Below are 18,667 nucleotides of genomic sequence, written 5' to 3'. Positions count from 1 at the left end.
CTCATCCCAATATAATAAATTAGACTGTCTTTAACAGCTATTCCTCGAGGGAGGTGTCATACATGAAAAGAACATTTCAACCAAATAACCGTAAGCGCAGCAAAGTTCATGGCTTTCGCAGCCGTATGAGTTCTAAAAATGGACGTCTTGTATTAGCACGTCGTCGCCGCAAAGGAAGAAAAGTATTATCAGCTTAGGCCACTGAATAATGTCAGTGGTCTTTTTTACATAGAGGAATGACCAGGCCCATTTGCCAGCTTGTTATCGGAGTGAAAGAAGATATGAAAAAGCGAAATCGATTAAAGAAAAATGAAGATTTTCAAAAAGTATTTAAAAAAGGCAAATCGATGGCAAACCGGCAATATGTTTTATATGTGCTTCACCAGCCTGAGGCGAAAGAGTTTCGGGTGGGACTGTCGGTCAGCAAGAAAATCGGAAACGCAGTCGTGCGCAACCGGGTAAAGCGGCTGATTCGCCAGGTCATCCAGGAAGAGCGGGATCTATTAAAACAAGAAAATGACTACATTATCATCGCAAGAAAGCCTGCAGCTGAATTGTCATATGAAGAGACGAAAAAAAGTTTGCAGCACCTTTTCAGAAAGTCGTTTGTCTACCGGAAAAAACCGAATCAGCCATCATAGTCCGGGTTAAAAAGATGTTATGGCCCTCATTTTTAAGCGCTTCCTTTAGCTCCTGAAAAATGTCGTCGCCCATTCGGGGAGAAAGATGATAAAATACGAGAAAGTATGTCTTTTTAATGGTCATAACCGAATAACACCGGTTGAAGAATGAAGATTTAGGAGGAAATATTGTTGAAGAGGCGAATTTTATTATTGTTCAGTATGATCGGCGTTATCGTGCTGTTAGCTGGATGTACGGAAATCAACCAGCCGATCACTGCAGAAAGCGAAGGGTTTTGGAACACGTATATCGTATACCCGCTGTCACAGCTGATCACGTATGTAGCAAATTTAACGAATGAAAACTTCGGACTCGCGATTATCATCGTCACGATCTTAATCAGACTTTTAATTTTGCCGCTGATGATCAAGCAGACGAAGAGTTCGAAAGCGATGCAGGCTCTCCAGCCTGAAATGCAAAAACTTCGCGAAAAATACAGTTCTAAAGATCAAAAAACGCAGCAGAAGCTTCAACAGGAAACGATGGCTCTCATGCAGAAGCACGGGGTTAACCCGCTTGCCGGATGTTTCCCGATCTTAATTCAAATGCCGATTTTAATCGGATTCTATCATGCCATTATGAGAACGCGGGAAATCGCAGAACACAGCTTTTTATGGTTTGACCTTGGGGAGCGTGATCCGTATTTCATTTTGCCGATTCTCGCCGGTGTGTTCACATTCATTCAGCAAAAGCTGATGATGGCGGGAACAGCGCAACAAAATCCGCAGATGGCGATGATGCTTTGGCTGATGCCGATCATGATCGTTGTATTTGCGGTCAGTTTCCCGGCGGCTCTTTCCCTGTACTGGGTAGTCGGTAACTTATTCATGATTGCTCAAACCTTCTTTATCAAAGGGCCTGATTTAAAGGCAGAGAGGCAGGAAGCGGCAGCCGGAGGAAAAAAATCCGGAGGTAAGAAAAAGTGAAGGAACTGACTGCTACTGGACGTACCGTCGATGAAGCAGTGCAATCCGGGCTTGAACAGCTGGGCCTTCATGCAGATGATGTCGAAGTCGACGTAGTTGATGAAGGAAAAAAGGGATTATTCGGCATTTTCGGTCATCGGTCTGCAGTCGTGAACATTCGGGAAAAAATAGACCCGGTTAAAGAAGCAAAACAGTATTTGGAAAATGTGATTTCGAATATGGGAATACAAGCCCAGGTGACGGCAGAAGAGGAGTCAAAACGAGTGGTTTTTCAGTTAAAAGGCGATAAAACAGCCCTTTTAATTGGAAAAAGAGGACAAACTTTAAATGCCCTTGAAACGCTGACGCAGCTCGTGCTCAATCGTCATTCCGACAGATATATCCAAGCGGTGGTTGACGCCGAGGGATACCGCGCAAAGCGGAAGGAAACACTCGCTCAGCTTGCATTGAAGCTTGCTGACCAGGCGGCCAGGCAGAAAAAAGACATTCACCTGGAGCCGATGCCTTCCAGTGAGCGCAAAGTCATCCATGATACGCTTGCGGGCTACTCGCAGCATATCGAAACTTATTCTACCGGAGAAGACCATAACCGGCACCTTGTCATCTCATATAAAAAATAACATGAAAACCGAAGTTCCCAAAATTGGGGCTTCGGTTTTTTGCCGTTGCAAAATCGATAAATGCAGACCAAATCGGTTTAAGCTTTAGTTTTTTCGGTGTAAGCTGTTGATGAAAATGAAATTTAATTGTTATTCACATGTGGATAAGTTAAAGTAAGTAATGATGGCTTAGAACGGTTGTGGATAACGGTTCAAGTCACTTCCACTTCAATTGAAACTATGATATCTTTAAATTTTGATTACAATAAAAGTTTTTCATCCATATACGATGTTTGGAAGATGACCCGGACAAATGGGGATAATAGATAGAGGAATGAAAAAGAGAGGTGAAAGCCATGGATACCATCGCTGCGATTTCAACGCCGATGGGAGAAGGGGCGATTGCGATCGTCCGGATGAGCGGCCCTGAGGCTCTTGCGATCGCCGATAAAGTATATAAAGGACCTCGTGGGAAAAGGCTGAGTTCCGTCGATTCACATACGATTAACTACGGTCATATCGTTGATCCTGAAACGGAAAAAGTCGTGGAAGAAGTCATGGTTTCGGTACTGAAAGCGCCGAAAACTTTTACGCGGGAAGATATTGTAGAAATCAACTGCCACGGCGGAATTGTAACCGTCAACCAGGTGCTTCAGCTCGTTTTGAGAGAGGGAGCGCGCCTTGCGGAACCGGGGGAATTTACGAAAAGAGCCTTTTTGAACGGAAGAATCGATCTTTCCCAGGCTGAAGCTGTCATGGATCTCATCAGGGCCAAAACAGACCGCGCTATGAATGTGGCCATGAATCAGATGGAAGGAAGGCTGTCTTCACTGATCAAACGGTTGAGAGCCGAGATTCTTGAAACGTTGGCCCATGTTGAAGTGAATATAGACTATCCGGAATACGATGATGTCGAAGAAATGACCCATAAGATGCTGATTGAAAAGGCGACAAAGGTCAAAAAGGAAATCGAGGCGCTGCTGACGACTTCAGAGCAGGGTAAAATATTAAGAGAAGGCATCTCGACTGTTATCATCGGGCGGCCAAATGTCGGCAAGTCCTCGCTTTTAAACAGTCTCGTCCATGAGACAAAAGCGATTGTAACGGACATTCCGGGTACGACGCGGGATGTCATTGAAGAATATGTGAATGTCAGAGGCGTGCCGCTGCGTCTTGTCGATACAGCTGGGATCCGCGAGACCGAAGACATCGTCGAGCGAATCGGCGTTGAACGTTCAAGACAGGTATTAAAAGAAGCTGACTTGATTTTGCTTGTCCTCAATTACAGTGAGACCCTTTCGGAAGAAGACATCAAGCTCTTTGAAGCAACGAAGGGCATGGACATCATCGTCATCGTCAATAAGACCGATCTTGAGCAAAGACTTGATCTTGATCGCGTTCGGGAATTGGCGGGGAACCAGCCTGTCGTCACGACATCCTTATTGAAAGAGGAAGGGATTGATGAGCTGGAGGAAGCCATTCAATCGCTATTTTTCACAGGAACGATCGAGAGCGGCGACTTGACATATGTCAGCAATACAAGGCACATCTCACTGCTGCATGAGGCGAAGCGCGCCATTACTGACGCATTGGAGGGCATCGAAAACGATGTCCCGATCGATATGGTTCAAATTGATTTAACAAGATGCTGGGAAGTTCTCGGAGAGATCATTGGCGATGCTGTACACGAAAGCCTGATCGACCAGCTCTTCTCTCAATTTTGCTTAGGAAAATAAAGGAGGAACAAAGCATATGGGCTATGAAGCAGGCCAATATGACGTCGTTGTCGTCGGCGCCGGACACGCCGGTGTTGAAGCGGCGCTGGCGTCAGCCAGACAAGGCGCAAAAACGCTTGTCTTAACGATTAACCTTGATATGGTTGCTTTCATGCCATGTAACCCGTCTGTCGGCGGACCTGCAAAAGGAATCGTCGTCCGCGAAATCGATGCGCTCGGCGGGGAAATGGCTAAAAATATCGATAAAACTCATATCCAAATGAGGCTTTTAAATACTGGAAAAGGACCTGCCGTCCGGGCGCTGCGGGCTCAGGCTGACAAATTCCAATATCAGCACGAGATGAAAAAGACACTTGAGAATGAACCGAATTTGACCATGCTGCAAGGAATGGTCGAACGCCTTCTTATTGAAGACGGGGAATGCCGGGGCGTTGTAACCCAAACAGGGGCGGAGTACCGTTCTAAGACTGTGGTTCTGACGACGGGGACATTTTTGAGAGGAAAAATTATTCTTGGCGATCTGTCATACTCCAGCGGGCCGAACAATCAGCAGCCGTCCATCAAGCTGTCTGAGCATCTTGATGAGCTCGGCTTTGATCTCGTCCGTTTTAAAACAGGGACGCCGCCGCGGGTCAACAGCCACTCAATTGACTACAGCAAAACGGAAATTCAGCCCGGCGATGAAGTGCCGCGGGCCTTTTCGTATGAGACAGTGGAATATATTACAGATCAGCTTCCGTGCTGGCTCACATATACAAGCCCGGAAACGCATGAAATCATTGACAACAATCTGCATCGCTCACCGATGTATTCCGGTATGATTAAAGGAACGGGGCCAAGATATTGTCCTTCAATTGAAGACAAGGTTGTCCGCTTTAACGACAAACCGAGACACCAGATCTTTCTTGAACCTGAAGGGCGCAACACCCAGGAAGTCTATGTCCAGGGATTGTCGACAAGCCTTCCTGAAGATGTGCAGCGAAAAATGCTTTCAACTATTCCCGGTCTTGAAAATGTGCAAATGATGCGGGCAGGATACGCGATTGAATATGATGCGATCGTACCGACACAGCTGTGGCCGACACTGGAAACGAAAAAAATTCCGGGACTCTTCACAGCCGGACAGATTAACGGAACATCAGGCTATGAAGAAGCGGCCGGACAGGGAATTATGGCCGGCATCAATGCGGGCCGGAAAGCGCTTGGCAAAGAAGAGGTCATTCTCAGCCGTTCTGACGCTTATATCGGCGTATTGATCGACGACCTTGTAACGAAAGGAACAAACGAACCGTACCGCCTGCTGACTTCACGTGCGGAGTACAGGCTCCTTCTGCGTCACGACAATGCAGACTTGCGCCTGACCGAGATCGGCTATCAGATCGGTTTGATTTCTGAAGAACGATATCAAAAGTTCCAAGAGAAAAAAGCGGCCATTGAAGCAGAGAAAAAACGCCTTCATTCTGTTATTATCAAACCGACAAAGGAAAATCAGGAATATATCCGTTCATTGGGCGGCAGTGAGCTCAAAGACGGCATACGCGCGACCGACCTGATGAAGCGGCCGGAAATGAATTATGAAACCGTTACTGCTCTTGCGCCGCCTGAACAAAAAGTCGCCGGCGACGTTGCTGAACAAGTTGAAATTCAAATTAAATATGAAGGATATATTGAAAAGTCCTTGCAGCAGGTCGAAAAACTAAAGAAAATGGAAAACAAAAAGATTCCTGACAGAATCGACTATGACGCGATCAAAGGCATTGCAACGGAAGCGCGCCAAAAATTGAAAGAGGTCAGACCGCTGTCGGTCGCACAGGCCTCACGGATTTCCGGCGTCAATCCTGCTGATATTTCCATTCTACTCGTTTACTTAGAGCAGGGACGGATTGCCAAGGTTGCGGAATAGAAAGGGTGACGGCATGAACATTGAGCAATTTACAGCCGGTTTGGAGGAGAAAGGCATCTCCCTCTCTTCCTTCCAGCTGGAGCAATTTGAGACCTATTACGAATGGCTTGTTGAATGGAACGAAAAAATGAATTTAACCTCGATTACCGAGAAAAAAGAAGTGTATTTAAAACATTTTTACGACTCCATTGCCGCTTCTTTTTATGTTGATTTCAAAAAGATGAACAGTCTCTGTGATGTTGGAGCGGGCGCCGGATTTCCAAGCCTTCCGATAAAAATCTGTTTTCCTCACCTTCACGTCACAATCGTTGACTCGCTGAACAAACGGATTCACTTTTTGAATCAGCTGTCAGATGCTTTGAAGCTGGAAAACACAGCTTTTTACCATGATCGCGCGGAAACATTCGGAAGATCGAAAGACCACAGGGAAAGCTATGACGTCGTGACGGCACGCGCTGTCGCCCGCCTTTCGGTTCTCAGCGAGCTCTGCCTTCCGCTTGTGAAAAAAGACGGTTTATTCGTAGCATTAAAAGCAGCTTCGGCTGATGAAGAAATTGAAACGGGCAAAAAAGCCATCAAAATGCTTGGAGGCAAAATTGAAACCGTACATTCTTTTCAGCTGCCAATTGAAGAAAGCGACAGAAACATCATTGTCATCAAAAAACAATCGCAGACACCGAAGAAATTTCCAAGAAAGCCTGGAACACCTAATAAATCTCCTATAGAAGGTTAAATTATTCGTTTTCTTCAAATTTCGTGATGTCACAGAAGGAAAATTCATGAGAAAATAGAATTATAAAAATGGCAGTGTTTAAAGGTGGTGTAGGTACATGAAGCATTCATTCTCTCGTCTCTTCGGACTTGGCGACAAGGAAGAAGAAGCAGAGATTGCTGAACATGATACGAATAAAGAAGAAATTCAAGAGATTCCAGTAGGCGATATAATTCCTAACCGTTTTCAGCCGCGCACCATTTTCTCAGAAGAAAAAATTAAAGAATTAGCTGCAACCATTCATACACACGGCATTATCCAGCCGATTGTCGTCAGAAAAACAGAGCGGGAAGGCCAATATGAACTCATAGCCGGAGAGCGGCGCTGGCGGGCGGTTCAAACGCTCGATTGGGAGAAGGTTCCCGCTATTATTAAGGATTTTTCAGATACGGAGACCGCTTCCGTCGCTCTTATCGAAAACCTTCAGAGGGAAGAATTATCTTCGATTGAAGAAGCGCATGCTTATGCAAGGCTTTTAGAGCTTCACGATTTGACGCAGGAAGCCCTTGCACAAAGGCTTGGAAAGGGCCAGTCAACAATCGCCAATAAGCTCAGACTGTTGAAGCTTCCGGAAGAGGTGCAGGAAGCGATCTTGAAAAAAGAAATTTCAGAGCGCCACGCAAGAGCGCTCATACCGTTGAAACAGCCCGACCTTCAGGTCAAGCTGTTACATGAAGTCATTGAAAAGAATTTAAATGTAAAGCAAACCGAAGACCGTGTCGTCAAAATGCTTGAGCAGGATAAACGCAAGCCGAAACCAAAGAGAAAAGCGTACAGCAGAGACGCAAGAATCGCGATGAATACGATTCGCCAGTCCTTATCAATGGTGGAAGACAGCGGCGTCAAACTGAATACGGAAGAAGAGGAATTTGAAGAATATATTCAGTTTACGATCAAGATACCGAAATAAAAGCTCCCTATAGAGCTTTTATTTTTTTAGGCAAAATATCTATGGGGGAGCATCTATGGAATATTATCGACAATATCATTCATTGCTTTTTTCAATTGCTTACCGTATGCTCGGTTCTTTGCAAGATGCAGAGGACATCGTCCAGGAATTGTTCGCAGACCTACAGGAAAAAGATATCAGTCAAATTGACCATATTCAAGCATATTTGACGAAATCTATTACAAACCGCTGCATAAATGAACTGCAGTCTGCCCGCAAGAATCGAGAGGTATATATCGGGGAATGGCTTCCGGAACCGCAGGTGGCACTTTCAGCTCAAAGTCCGGCGGAATACGTTGAAGAAAAAGAAAAGGTTTCCTACGCTTTTCTGGTAGTTATGAGCCGATTAAATCCTGTGGAAAGAGCCGTTTTGTTGTTTAGAGAAGTATTTGGATATCACTATAAGGAAATATCGTCCATAATCGGGAAGTCTGAAGCGAACTGCCGTAAAATCCACAGCCGGCTGAAACAGAAGCTAAATGGGGATATTTCGGTATTATCACAGCCGGTCGAAGAACAGCAACTGGCCCGGCTTTTTATCGAATCAGCGAAAACCGGTGACTTTGAGGAGTTTTCCAAAACATTGATTGAAGATGCCGTATTGTATACAGATGGCGGCGGAAAAGTACGCAGCGCGTTGAGACCGATCTATGGAAAGAGCCGCATTTATGCTTTTTTTACGGGAGTTGTTTCAAAGGGAAGCTTTTCCGGTCGCTTTATGCCTGTCGATATCAATGGCCAAAAGGGCGTTTTGATCATGAAAAACAACCGTCCGGCTTACGCTGTTTGCTTTGCTTGGAACCCGGAAGGCTATTCCGTCAAAAATGTGTTTATCGTGTCAAACCCCGATAAACTGAAGAACATTAAAATATAACGTTTTCTGTCACAAACGTCGTTCCTCACTTGTTATATAAGTGAAACACTTAAAGGAGGAATAGACATGGAAACGAGATTTCTAATGGAAAAAGTAAACCCTAAGGGCTACAGAGGAATGCTGGAGCTTGAAAAAGCGCAGGCTTCCTCAAACATTGATCCCATTTTAAAGGAACTGATCAAAATCCGGGCTTCACAGCTGAATGGATGTGCTTTCTGCTTAAATATGCATACGAAAGATGCAAGGCAGAACGGTGAGACGGAACAGCGGATATATGCGCTCAATGCATGGCGGGAAGCGCCTTTTTTCACGGAAAAAGAGCGGGCGGTATTGGCGCTGACTGAAGCCGTTACGCGAATCGGCGAGCACGGGCTGCCGGATGAAGTATACAACGAAGTCAGGACCCATTTTACAGAAGCTGAAACAGCCGAACTGATCATGGCAGCCATCACAATAAATGCCTGGAACAGAATTGCCATCGCTACCCGGAAAATGCCCGCAGCAGATTGATTGAAATCCCCCTAAGACAGGGGGATTTTTTTATATTAATATAATAATAAAACTATCTTTCATTTCACTTGAATATCTCTTCTCTTTTTTCTGAGATAAAAAAATGGTTTCTTTATGTCGAAAAATAGAAAAAACGGATCTCTTTGAAAAAACAAAAATTCAAAAAAAGCAAACGGCCGATTCTTTTTTTGTTAAAATAGAGAAATGAGAGAAACTTGTTCAATGTGAAAGTAGGTGACATTGTGGGGAAAATTATTGCGATCACAAACCAAAAAGGTGGCGTTGGTAAAACGACAACCTCTGTTAACCTGGGAGCTTGTTTAGCTTACATCGGGAAAAGGGTTTTGTTAGTCGACATAGACCCGCAAGGAAACGCAACAAGCGGTATCGGCGTTGAAAAGGCTGATGTTGATCAATGTGTGTACGATATATTAGTAGATGATGCAGATGTAAAAGATGTCATCAAAACAACATCCGTAGAAAACTTGGATGTCATTCCTGCAACGATTCAGCTTGCGGGGGCGGAAATTGAACTCGTTCCGACCATTTCCCGTGAAGTCCGGCTGAAAAGGGCTTTGGAATCTGTTAAACAAAACTATGATTTCATGATTATTGACTGTCCGCCGTCATTAGGGCTGCTTACAATCAATGCGCTTACGGCGTCCGATTCCGTCGTGATTCCGGTTCAGTGCGAATATTATGCGCTGGAAGGGCTGAGCCAGCTGCTCAACTCTGTCCGGCTCGTACAAAAACATTTAAATACGGATCTGATGATAGACGGTGTATTGCTGACAATGCTTGATGCAAGAACGAATTTAGGCATACAGGTCATCGAAGAAGTGAAAAAGTACTTCCGCGATAAAGTATACCAAACCGTTATCCCACGGAATGTCCGGCTCAGTGAAGCGCCGAGCCATGGAAAGCCGATCATTTTATATGATCCGCGTTCCAGAGGAGCGGAAGTCTATTTAGAATTAGCAAAGGAAGTGGCTGCGAATGCCTAAAGGTCTCGGAAAAGGGATTAATGCATTGTTTTCAAATGTTGATTTATCCGAAGAAACGGTTGAGGAAATTAAGCTGCAAGACTTGCGGCCCAACCCTTATCAGCCAAGAAAAACGTTTGATGACCAATCGTTAAAAGATTTGAAGGAGTCCATTTTGCAACACGGTGTTTTGCAGCCCATCATCGTCAGAAAGTCAATTAAAGGCTATGATATTGTAGCCGGAGAACGCCGCTACCGGGCTGCTGAAAAAGCCGGATTGGAAACCATTCCTGCGATTGTGCGCGAGCTGTCGGAATCCCTGATGATGGAGATTGCCCTATTGGAAAATCTTCAACGAGAAGACCTGTCTCCGCTTGAAGAAGCAAAAGCCTATGAATCTTTGCTCAAACATCTCGATATGACCCAGGAACAGCTGGCAAAAAGGCTTGGAAAAAGCAGGCCTCACATCGCCAACCACTTACGGCTGCTGACACTACCTGAAGACGTTCAAAAGTTAATCGACAACGGCACGTTATCGATGGGCCATGGCCGAACATTGCTTGGATTGAAAAACAAGAAAAAGCTTGAGCCGCTTGTTCAAAAGGTCGTGTCCGAACAGCTGAACGTTCGCCAGCTTGAAAAGTTAATTCAACAGTTGAATGCTGATGTTCCACGTGAAACAAAGAAGCCGAAACAAGTAAAAGATGCAGTAATCAAAGAACGAGAGTCGTACTTGCGAAACTATTTTGGAACACCGGTGACCATTAAAAAGCAAAAGAAAAAAGGCAGAATCGAAATCGAATTTTACTCAAATGAAGACTTGGAGCGTATTCTCGAATTGCTGGCCCAAGAAGACGCATAAGCTTAAAAACCATCTGATCATGTACAGATGGTTTTTTTATGACATCCTTCCGGTCATTTTTTGAATTGGTGACACATGGCGTCGCTGCCACCCGGCTTTCTCCAGATGCGACAACCCGTCAGCAAGCACATTTGCCATGCTCATGACAAGGTTGAGCCTTGTATTTTGCAGGACAAAATACTCCATAAAGCCGCTGACATTGACAATTCCGTTAATATGCACGTGGCCGACTTCAGGCAAGCTTTTCTGAACGCCTGCTCCCGGCTTCAAAGGTCCTTTGCCGATTTGAAAAGATCCCACGCTTTTGGTTCGTCCAAGACAGGCATCGATCGCGATTATAAATGGATTTTGATGCTGCTGATGAATATGATCAATCTTTTCATTTAAGTTTACGGCGTGAACCGGGTCGGCAAGTGTTCCATAGACATGAAAACGTGTCAGCTGTTTTGCGGAGAGTTTCATTCCTACGAGGGGACCGAGCGAATCTCCGGTGGAGCGGTCTGTACCGATGCAAACGATCACGATGGGCCGGTCTTCGGCTTCCTTTAAATAGACGGAAAGAACTTTCTCTATTTGTTTCACAGCTAGCGGATCCGAATGAGAAATATATTCATTTATTGGTTCTTGAGAAAAAATTCCGCCTTTTCGATTCATAGGCTTCACATCCTTGTCATCATGGTAACAGCAGTGCCTTGGTGTATTTTTCGAGTATGAATGGTTGTTTACAGTATATCCAGCTGTCTCTTTTTTTATGCTTTGGATGAAACGATTTGGTCAGCCGAAAAAAATACTTTACTAAAAGAAGATATGATAATTCACTTTATTATATTGATATAATTAATTCATTTGAATGAGAAAAGTCGAAAGGGGTTTCATGAATTTTTATAGAGGACCGGCAATATAGTGTCATGAGCGGAGAAACAAGCTTAAAAACTATATTGCTGGGGTGAGCAAATCGTGTGGAGAGCCGGGATGAAGTGGATGCTTCTTATTTTAGGAAGCTTAATAGGTGCGGGATATGCGTCCGGCCAGGAAATATGGCAGTTTTTTGGTGATGAAAGCGGACTGGCTATCCTGTTGTTTACGATCATGTTCAGCCTGTCAACCTATATTGTGATGAAGATCAGCTACGAACAAAAATCAGAGCATTTTCTGCCTGTGCTCGAAACATTAATCGGTCCGCTGCTGGCTAAAGTATACGATGTGTTGATTATCCTGTATTTGTTTACGACGACGATTGTGATGATTGCAGGAGGCGGGGTAACGCTGCAAATCTTCCATATCCCGTTTTGGACGGGCGTCATCTTATTTTGTTTATGCACAGGGTTGTTGTTTTTCTGGGGGCTTAATGGCATATTGTCCGTTAACAGCTACTTAATCCCGATTTTGGTGGCTGGGCTGTTGTATGCGCTGATTTCTTTTCAAACCGCTCATCATCAGCCGTGGCTGCTCAATTTGACTCATCAATACAACTGGCCTGCCGGGATCGCATTCACTTCGCTGAACATATTATCTGTTGTCGCTGTATTGTCTGCGGTCGGCAAAGAGATGAAGGGAGTCGGAGAAGCGAAGATTGCCAGCATATTAAGCGGCCTGGTGTTTGGCGCTATTTCATACATGTACAATGAGACCCTTGTAGAGCTTGCCGGTGAACTGGCCCATTATGAAATTCCTTTATTCGCGGTTTTGGAGGGCGCGCCTTTTCCGATTTTTATTTTTATGACGGCTGTTCTTTGCGTCGCGATCTACACAACGACGATCTCAAGCATTCTCGGGCTGTCCAGCCGCTTTCTGTCACTTGTGAACTGGCCGAGATGGGTAATCGTCCTCCTGCTCCTGTCGATCATGGTGCCTTTTACATCAATCGGCTTTTCAAATTTAATCGCTTTTTTATATCCAATTTACGGGTTATTAAATTTGTATTTATTGGTAAATATTTTACTTTATCCAATTTTAAGTAAATGGAAATAAATATATTTATGGTTATGAAGAATTGCTCTTTCGCTGTGGTTTTTTGTACAATAAGATCACAACAAGGAAGCAAAGAGGTGAAAGATGTTGGCCGATAAAGAATTTGGCCTGAATGACGTGGTCGAAATGAAAAAGCCGCATCCTTGCGGGACGAACCGCTGGAAGATCATTCGGATGGGAATGGATATCCGGATTAAGTGCGAAGGCTGTTCACACAGTGTCATGATCCCGCGTAAAGAGTTTCAAAGAAAGCTGAAAAAGATATTAGTTAAGCATGAGGAGTCCGAATCTTAATCTTAGCGGACCCCCCTCATGCTTTTTTTTTCGATCTCAACGAAAAATGAATTTTCACCTAGTTTGTATGAGTGAAAAGCAAGTTTTGTCAGCTTGTCTTTTACTGTAATCATCCTTATAATTGTTGCAGGTTTAACATTTACGACTACACATGGATGTTCATTATAGAGGAGATGAAACAATGGCTTTAACAGCTGGGATTGTTGGTTTGCCTAACGTTGGGAAATCAACCTTATTTAATGCAATTACTCAGGCCGGGGCAGAATCGGCCAACTACCCGTTTTGTACGATTGATCCAAACGTCGGAATCGTAGAGGTTCCTGATGAGCGTCTGCAAAAGCTGACAGAACTCGTCAATCCGAAGAAGACGGTCCCTACCGCATTTGAATTCACCGATATCGCCGGCATTGTAAAAGGAGCATCAAAAGGAGAAGGGCTCGGAAACAAGTTCCTGTCCCACATCCGCCAAGTGGACGCAATCTGCCATGTTGTCCGCTGTTTTGCCGACGACAATATCACGCACGTGTCCGGGAAAGTAGACCCGATTTCGGATATCGAGACGATCAACCTTGAGCTGATACTGGCTGACCTTGAAACCGTTGAGAAGCGGATCGGCCGGGTCGGAAAGATGGCCAAGCAAAAAGACAAAGAAGCCGTGTTTGAATTTGAGATTTTGACAAAGTTAAAAGAGGCATTTGAACAGGAAAAGCCGGCCCGTTCTGTCGAGTTCTCGGAAGAGCAGCAAAAGGTGTTGAAGCAGCTTCATCTGCTGACGACAAAACCTGTCTTATATGTAGCGAATGTCAGCGAGGATGAAGTGGCTGATCCTTCAGGAAACGAGTACGTCCAGAAGGTCCGGGAATTTGCTGCTGCTGAAAACGCGGAAGTCATCGTCGTCTGCGCCAAAATTGAGTCCGAAATCGCAGAGCTTGAAGGCGAAGAGAAGGCGATGTTCCTTGAAGAACTCGGCATCGAAGAATCCGGTCTGGATCAGCTGATTAAAGCGTCTTACTCCCTCCTTGGACTAGCCACTTATTTTACAGCGGGAGAACAGGAAGTCAGAGCCTGGACATTTAAAAAAGGAATGAAAGCCCCTGAATGTGCGGGCATCATCCATACAGACTTTGAACGCGGATTTATCCGTGCGGAAACGGTTGCTTACGACGATCTGCTGGAGGCGGGAAGCATGGCCTCAGCAAAAGAGGCCGGAAAAGTCCGCCTTGAAGGGAAAGAATACATTGTGAAAGACGGCGATGTCATTCATTTCCGTTTTAATGTATAACGCGGTTGAAATAGGACAAGAGCTTTGATATAATATAAAATTGTGAGTAATAGGATTATTGCTCCTTGCCCAATATAATGGGCCGCTTAGTCCAAAAGGAGGTGCAAATACAAATGAGAAAGTACGAAATCATGTACATCATCCGCCCAGACGTTGATGAAGAGTCTAAAAAGGCTGTTGTTGAGCGTTTTAACAACATTTTAACAACTAACGGTGCGGAGGTCACTGAAACAAAAGATTGGGGAAAACGCCGTCTTGCGTACGAAATCAACGATTTCCGCGACGGATTCTACCAAATCTTAAACGTTCAAGCTGGAGCTGAAGCAGTTCAAGAATTTGACCGTTTAGCTAAAATCAGTGATGACATCATTCGCCACATCGTGGTTAAAGAAGAAGAATAAACAGAATTGAATTATATACTCTAAAGCAAAAGGATGGTCTCTCAATATGCTTAACCGAGTTGTTTTAGTCGGCAGACTGACAAAGGACCCAGAGCTTCGTTATACTCCAAGCGGTGCAGCTGTTGCCACCTTTACGCTTGCTGTCAATCGTACGTTTACGAATCAGCAGGGTGAACGTGAAGCTGATTTCATCAACTGTGTTGTCTGGAGAAGACAAGCCGAAAACGTTGCGAATTTCCTTAAAAAGGGAAGTCTTGCGGGTGTAGATGGACGTTTGCAAACGCGCAGCTATGAAAATCAGCAAGGACAGCGTGTATACGTTACGGAAGTTCAAGCTGAAAGTGTTCAATTTCTGGAGCCTAAAGGCGGCGGTTCTGGTTCAGGCGGTTACAGCGGAGGCCAGGGAGGCCAACACTTTGGCGGCGGACAGAATGAACCGGCTCCATTCGGCGGCAGTCAAAACAATCAGAATCGCAATCAAGGCAACAGCTTCAATGACGATCCATTCGCAAACGATGGAAAGCCGATTGACATCTCTGATGACGACTTGCCATTTTAATGGATGACGGACGAATAAAACAAAACCAGAATAGAAAGGAGGGAAATAACGATGGCAGGAGGACGCAGAGGCGGTCGTGCGAAACGCCGTAAAGTGTGTTATTTCACTTCTAACGGCATTACGCACATCGACTACAAAGATGTAGATCTTCTTAGAAAATTTATCTCTGAGCGCGGTAAAATCTTACCACGCCGTGTAACAGGAACAAGCGCGAAATACCAACGTAAATTGACTGTTGCAATCAAACGCGCTCGTCAAATGGCTTTACTTCCATACGTAGCAGGCGAGTAAGCCGATAAAAGGAACAAGACCCAATACGGTCTTGTTCTTTTTTTATTCATCAAAAACCGGGTCGTTTCCTGCAGCATTCAGGTTTCCTGCTTGTCAATCTGTATCCGTTTGATGTCGCCGAGGACTGCAAGGTAGAACACGAGTCCAAGCAGTAAAACAAACCCGGCTACTAGAAAGCTGAGCGTAAATGAACCGGTCACATCGACCAGATAACCCGTTAAAGAAACCGCGATAATCCCTCCGAATAAGTTATTTGCCAAATTGACCATTGAGCTAAGCAGAGAGATGGAACCAGCCGGTGCAATATCAGCTGATATCGACCAGCCAACGGGCGCAGTCGCAGATATTCCGGCTAAGCCGACGGAAATGCAGATGATCGCGATCGTGATGTTGTGCGTGAAGACAGCTCCCAAAAAGGCAAATCCAAGGCTCATGCCGATTGCGATGATGGTCTGGTATACTTTTGTATTCGAATGCCCCTTTTGAATTAAAAAATCGACGAGCCATCCGCCCACAACGATTCCGGAAATCGTCGATATCAGCCAGGGAACCGCAGTAAACAGCCCCGATGACATAATATCCATTCCGTATGTTTCTTTAAAGAAAGTCGGGAGCCAGGTTAAGAGCAGGTTGAATGTATAGCCATAACCCGTGAATCCGATCATCAGCCCCCATGCTTTGCGGTTTGCAAGCATTGCTTTTAAAGCAATGAGCGTCCGTTCCGAGATGTCTTCCTCTGATACGGCATTATGCTTTTGAATGTAATGGAGCTCCTCTTTTGAGATTCGTTTGTGCCGATCGGGTTGTTCATAGTACATCCAGAAAAATACGGTAAATAGTACATTGATGATTCCAATCGTTAAAAAAGCGGCTCGCCAGTCAAATGTCGTGACTAAAAAGGCAACGAGAGGCGCACCGATGACATTTGCGAACTTGGCCGCTGAGTCGAACAGGGAATTGGCAAGACCGCGCTCATTTTGCGGAAACCATAAGGCCGTGGCTTTGGAAGCGGCAGGAAATGCTGAAGCACTCGTCAGCCCGATTAAAAATCTGACAATATAAAGAAGCAATTTCCCCTGTAAAAAAGCCAATATAATGGTTAGAAAACTCCATACGGTCATTCCGACCCTTGTTACCCAGGCAACGCCGTACTTGTCCAAGAGACTCCCGACCGGAATCTGCATCAGCGTGTATGAATAGGTATAGATAGAAAAGACAATGCCTAATTGGGTTGCCGTCAATTGAAAGGAATCCTGTATCGCAGGAGCCGCGACTGAAATAGCAACACGGTCAAAGTAATTTAAAATGATCATGCTGCTTAATAAAGAAGAAATATACCATCTTGTATGCCCCGGTCGTTTTTCCAGCTCTTGCGCCATATTGAAACCTCCTCTAATGATTAGATTGGACTCTTTTCAAAATTACATTCTTAATTTCTTCGTGTTCATTTCCACGGGATTGCGGGGAGTAAACGGCCGCGGAAAAAAAACCATATAGACATTTTGATACAGGTCTGCTAAAGTGAAACATGTTAAAAACAGATGGCTTCTATGAGAGTTAGAAGCAAATGATTACGAACGAGGTGTTGAATCTTTGAATGTTAAACAATTAAATAGCGAATGGTTTTCTAATGTACGGGGGGATATCCTTTCGGGTATCGTCGTAGCGCTTGCTCTCATTCCTGAAGCCATAGCGTTTTCCATCATTGCGGGTGTAGACCCGATGGTCGGTTTGTACGCATCTTTTTGTATTGCTGTTGTCATTTCCTTTACGGGCGGCCGTCCGGCGATGATATCAGCCGCGACCGGGGCGATGGCTCTTTTGATGGGATCTTTGGTCAGGGATCACGGGCTTGATTATTTATTTGCTGCTACGATTTTAACGGGAATCATCCAATTGATATTTGGGGTGCTGAAGATTGCGCGCTTTATGAAATTTATTCCGCGGTCGGTTATGGTAGGTTTCGTAAATGCGCTCGCCATTTTAATCTTTATGGCGCAGGTTCCTCATTTTGTTGGAGTTTCGAATATGACGTATGTTGTGGTCGGGATTACGTTGTTGATTATCTATGTTCTTCCCCGCTTTACAAAAGCCGTTCCATCTGCACTTGTTGCTATTATTGCGATGACTGCATTTGCTATTTTTGGCCATTTTGATTTGCGCACTGTCGGTGATTTGGGAGAAATAAAGCAATCATTGCCTGCTTTTATGATCCCCAATATTCCTTTCAATTTTGAGACGTTGGCCATTATTTTTCCAACAGCCTTTGCGCTTTCCATCGTCGGCTTGCTTGAGTCATTATTAACCTCTTCTATTGTTGATGATATGACGGATACGGAAAGCGATAAAAACAAGGAAAGCCGCGGACAGGGCATCGCCAACATTGTCGCCGGGTTTTTCGGAGGCATGGCGGGATGCGCGATGATCGGCCAGTCTGTGATCAATGTGAAATCAGGAGGAAGAGGCCGCTTGTCCACTTTGGTTGCCGGCGTTTTCTTAATGTTTTTGATCATGGTGCTGGGCGACTGGGTCGTACAGATTCCGATGGCGGCCTTAGCCGGTGTGATGATTATGGTATCGATCGGTACGTTTGACTGGTCTTCGTTCAGCATGTTAAGAAAGGTGCCGCTAACGGATTCCATTGTCATGCTTGTGACCGTTATTACCGTTGTGGCGACCCACGATTTATCAAAAGGGGTTTTCGCCGGTGTTATTTTGAGCGCGATCTTCTTCGTGGCGAAAATTTCTAAATTGAAGATTGAAGAAACGTCAGAAGAACATGCGATCAAGTACATCATCAAAGGACAAGTTTTCTTTGCATCTGTTCAAGATTTCGTAAAGTCTTTTAAAACGGATGAGCAAACGAAAAAGGTTATTCTTGATTTTTCAGAGGCCCATATATGGGATGATTCCGCTGTGGCGGCTATCGATAAAGTCGTTTTGAAAATGAAAGATCAGGGAATAGACGTTGACTTAATTGGTTTAAATGAGTCCAGCTGGAAGCTGGTCGAAAAACTGGCAACTTATGATCAGCCTCATCGTTCAGTGTCAAATCACTAAGAAACGGGTGATGA

Annotated in this window: 21 protein-coding genes; 19 read left to right on the top strand and 2 right to left on the bottom strand. The window is 44.7% G+C overall.

Features of this window, described 5'->3' with window-relative positions:
• Positions 1–62 precede the first annotated feature (62 nt).
• From rpmH to M1D59_RS22110, 12 genes are all read left to right on the top strand, one after another.
• Positions 63–197, top strand: a complete 135-nt coding sequence (gene rpmH / locus M1D59_RS22165) for a 50S ribosomal protein L34 (protein ID WP_003178075.1) — start codon at positions 63–65, stop codon at positions 195–197.
• Between the two features lie 84 nt (positions 198–281).
• Positions 282–641, top strand: coding sequence for a ribonuclease P protein component (rnpA, locus tag M1D59_RS22160; RefSeq protein WP_020453656.1), 360 nt, complete (start codon positions 282–284; stop codon positions 639–641).
• 165 nt (positions 642–806) lie between these two features.
• Complete coding sequence (gene spoIIIJ, locus M1D59_RS22155; protein ID WP_095291183.1) at positions 807–1,607, top strand: YidC family membrane integrase SpoIIIJ; 801 nt, start codon at positions 807–809, stop codon at positions 1,605–1,607.
• On the top strand, positions 1,604–2,227 hold the full coding sequence (jag, locus tag M1D59_RS22150) for an RNA-binding cell elongation regulator Jag/EloR (RefSeq protein WP_003178050.1): 624 nt from the start codon (positions 1,604–1,606) through the stop codon (positions 2,225–2,227). The genes spoIIIJ and jag overlap by 4 nt, the downstream gene beginning before the upstream one ends.
• Before the next feature lie 335 nt (positions 2,228–2,562).
• Complete coding sequence (mnmE, locus tag M1D59_RS22145; RefSeq protein WP_020453653.1) at positions 2,563–3,942, top strand: tRNA uridine-5-carboxymethylaminomethyl(34) synthesis GTPase MnmE; 1,380 nt, start codon at positions 2,563–2,565, stop codon at positions 3,940–3,942.
• Between the two features lie 16 nt (positions 3,943–3,958).
• Complete coding sequence (gene mnmG / locus M1D59_RS22140; RefSeq protein WP_020453652.1) at positions 3,959–5,845, top strand: tRNA uridine-5-carboxymethylaminomethyl(34) synthesis enzyme MnmG; 1,887 nt, start codon at positions 3,959–3,961, stop codon at positions 5,843–5,845.
• Positions 5,846–5,858: 13 nt separating this feature from the next.
• The gene (gene rsmG / locus M1D59_RS22135; RefSeq protein ID WP_020453651.1) at positions 5,859–6,578 is read left to right on the top strand and encodes a 16S rRNA (guanine(527)-N(7))-methyltransferase RsmG; all 720 of its coding nucleotides are present in this window, start codon (positions 5,859–5,861) and stop codon (positions 6,576–6,578) included.
• Between the two features lie 97 nt (positions 6,579–6,675).
• Entirely contained in the window at positions 6,676–7,527 is an 852-nt protein-coding gene (gene noc, locus M1D59_RS22130; protein ID WP_023856799.1) for a nucleoid occlusion protein, read from the top strand.
• A gap of 55 nt (positions 7,528–7,582) precedes the next feature.
• The gene (locus M1D59_RS22125; RefSeq protein WP_458117702.1) at positions 7,583–8,440 is read left to right on the top strand and encodes an RNA polymerase sigma-70 factor; all 858 of its coding nucleotides are present in this window, start codon (positions 7,583–7,585) and stop codon (positions 8,438–8,440) included.
• A 66-nt stretch (positions 8,441–8,506) separates the two neighbouring features.
• Complete coding sequence (locus M1D59_RS22120) at positions 8,507–8,950, top strand: carboxymuconolactone decarboxylase family protein (RefSeq protein WP_023856800.1); 444 nt, start codon at positions 8,507–8,509, stop codon at positions 8,948–8,950.
• 242 nt (positions 8,951–9,192) lie between these two features.
• Entirely contained in the window at positions 9,193–9,954 is a 762-nt protein-coding gene (gene soj, locus M1D59_RS22115) for a sporulation initiation inhibitor protein Soj (RefSeq protein ID WP_020453647.1), read from the top strand.
• Entirely contained in the window at positions 9,947–10,795 is an 849-nt protein-coding gene (locus M1D59_RS22110; RefSeq protein ID WP_020453646.1) for a ParB/RepB/Spo0J family partition protein, read from the top strand. Before soj ends, M1D59_RS22110 begins: the two co-directional genes overlap by 8 nt.
• 36 nt (positions 10,796–10,831) lie before the next feature.
• Here M1D59_RS22110 and yyaC read toward each other — a convergent pair whose 3' ends face one another.
• Entirely contained in the window at positions 10,832–11,449 is a 618-nt protein-coding gene (yyaC, locus tag M1D59_RS22105) for a spore protease YyaC (protein WP_020453645.1), read from the bottom strand.
• Between the two features lie 303 nt (positions 11,450–11,752).
• On the opposite strand from yyaC, the gene M1D59_RS22100 reads away from it, so the two are divergent.
• The 6 genes from M1D59_RS22100 to rpsR all read left to right on the top strand — a co-directional run bounded on the left by M1D59_RS22100 (position 11,753) and on the right by rpsR (position 15,593).
• A complete protein-coding gene (locus M1D59_RS22100) occupies positions 11,753–12,766 on the top strand; it encodes a YkvI family membrane protein (protein WP_023856802.1) in 1,014 nt (337 codons plus the stop codon).
• An 87-nt stretch (positions 12,767–12,853) separates the two neighbouring features.
• The gene (locus M1D59_RS22095) at positions 12,854–13,060 is read left to right on the top strand and encodes a DUF951 domain-containing protein (RefSeq protein WP_011201785.1); all 207 of its coding nucleotides are present in this window, start codon (positions 12,854–12,856) and stop codon (positions 13,058–13,060) included.
• Positions 13,061–13,241: 181 nt separating this feature from the next.
• The gene (gene ychF, locus M1D59_RS22090) at positions 13,242–14,342 is read left to right on the top strand and encodes a redox-regulated ATPase YchF (RefSeq protein ID WP_026580414.1); all 1,101 of its coding nucleotides are present in this window, start codon (positions 13,242–13,244) and stop codon (positions 14,340–14,342) included.
• Between the two features lie 113 nt (positions 14,343–14,455).
• Positions 14,456–14,743: a 30S ribosomal protein S6 gene (rpsF, locus tag M1D59_RS22085; protein ID WP_020453642.1), complete on the top strand. Its 288-nt coding sequence runs from the start codon at positions 14,456–14,458 to the stop codon at positions 14,741–14,743.
• Positions 14,744–14,789: 46 nt separating this feature from the next.
• A complete protein-coding gene (gene ssbA, locus M1D59_RS22080) occupies positions 14,790–15,302 on the top strand; it encodes a single-stranded DNA-binding protein SsbA (RefSeq protein ID WP_003178024.1) in 513 nt (170 codons plus the stop codon).
• A 51-nt stretch (positions 15,303–15,353) separates the two neighbouring features.
• On the top strand, positions 15,354–15,593 hold the full coding sequence (gene rpsR / locus M1D59_RS22075; RefSeq protein WP_003178022.1) for a 30S ribosomal protein S18: 240 nt from the start codon (positions 15,354–15,356) through the stop codon (positions 15,591–15,593).
• A gap of 77 nt (positions 15,594–15,670) precedes the next feature.
• Here rpsR and M1D59_RS22070 read toward each other — a convergent pair whose 3' ends face one another.
• Positions 15,671–16,972, bottom strand: a complete 1,302-nt coding sequence (locus tag M1D59_RS22070; protein ID WP_023856804.1) for an MFS transporter — start codon at positions 16,970–16,972, stop codon at positions 15,671–15,673.
• Positions 16,973–17,186: 214 nt separating this feature from the next.
• Here M1D59_RS22070 and M1D59_RS22065 point away from each other — a divergent pair, with 214 nt between their 5' ends.
• On the top strand, positions 17,187–18,653 hold the full coding sequence (locus M1D59_RS22065) for a SulP family inorganic anion transporter (RefSeq protein WP_020453639.1): 1,467 nt from the start codon (positions 17,187–17,189) through the stop codon (positions 18,651–18,653).
• The last annotated feature ends 14 nt before the right edge of the window (positions 18,654–18,667 follow it).

The sequence above is a fragment of the Bacillus sp. PK6-026 genome (assembly GCF_054161455.1).
The sequence above is the reverse complement of the archived record's forward strand: the minus strand, read 5'-3'. Positions and strand labels throughout refer to the sequence as shown.

Excerpts from the sequence above, each read along its gene's own strand:
- M1D59_RS22120 (WP_023856800.1), top strand. The coding sequence starts at position 8,507 with ATGGAAACGAGATTTCTAATGGAAAAAGTAAACCCTAAGGGCTACAGA.
- mnmG (WP_020453652.1), top strand. The coding sequence starts at position 3,959 with ATGGGCTATGAAGCAGGCCAATATGACGTCGTTGTCGTCGGCGCCGGA.
- mnmE (WP_020453653.1), top strand. The coding sequence starts at position 2,563 with ATGGATACCATCGCTGCGATTTCAACGCCGATGGGAGAAGGGGCGATT.
- M1D59_RS22070 (WP_023856804.1), bottom strand. The coding sequence starts at position 16,972 with ATGGCGCAAGAGCTGGAAAAACGACCGGGGCATACAAGATGGTATATT.
- rpsR (WP_003178022.1), top strand. The coding sequence starts at position 15,354 with ATGGCAGGAGGACGCAGAGGCGGTCGTGCGAAACGCCGTAAAGTGTGT.
- noc (WP_023856799.1), top strand. The coding sequence starts at position 6,676 with ATGAAGCATTCATTCTCTCGTCTCTTCGGACTTGGCGACAAGGAAGAA.
- rpsF (WP_020453642.1), top strand. The coding sequence starts at position 14,456 with ATGAGAAAGTACGAAATCATGTACATCATCCGCCCAGACGTTGATGAA.
- rsmG (WP_020453651.1), top strand. The coding sequence starts at position 5,859 with ATGAACATTGAGCAATTTACAGCCGGTTTGGAGGAGAAAGGCATCTCC.
- yyaC (WP_020453645.1), bottom strand. The coding sequence starts at position 11,449 with ATGAATCGAAAAGGCGGAATTTTTTCTCAAGAACCAATAAATGAATAT.
- rnpA (WP_020453656.1), top strand. The coding sequence starts at position 282 with ATGAAAAAGCGAAATCGATTAAAGAAAAATGAAGATTTTCAAAAAGTA.
- M1D59_RS22125 (WP_458117702.1), top strand. The coding sequence starts at position 7,583 with ATGGAATATTATCGACAATATCATTCATTGCTTTTTTCAATTGCTTAC.
- ssbA (WP_003178024.1), top strand. The coding sequence starts at position 14,790 with ATGCTTAACCGAGTTGTTTTAGTCGGCAGACTGACAAAGGACCCAGAG.
- rpmH (WP_003178075.1), top strand. The coding sequence starts at position 63 with ATGAAAAGAACATTTCAACCAAATAACCGTAAGCGCAGCAAAGTTCAT.
- ychF (WP_026580414.1), top strand. The coding sequence starts at position 13,242 with ATGGCTTTAACAGCTGGGATTGTTGGTTTGCCTAACGTTGGGAAATCA.
- M1D59_RS22110 (WP_020453646.1), top strand. The coding sequence starts at position 9,947 with ATGCCTAAAGGTCTCGGAAAAGGGATTAATGCATTGTTTTCAAATGTT.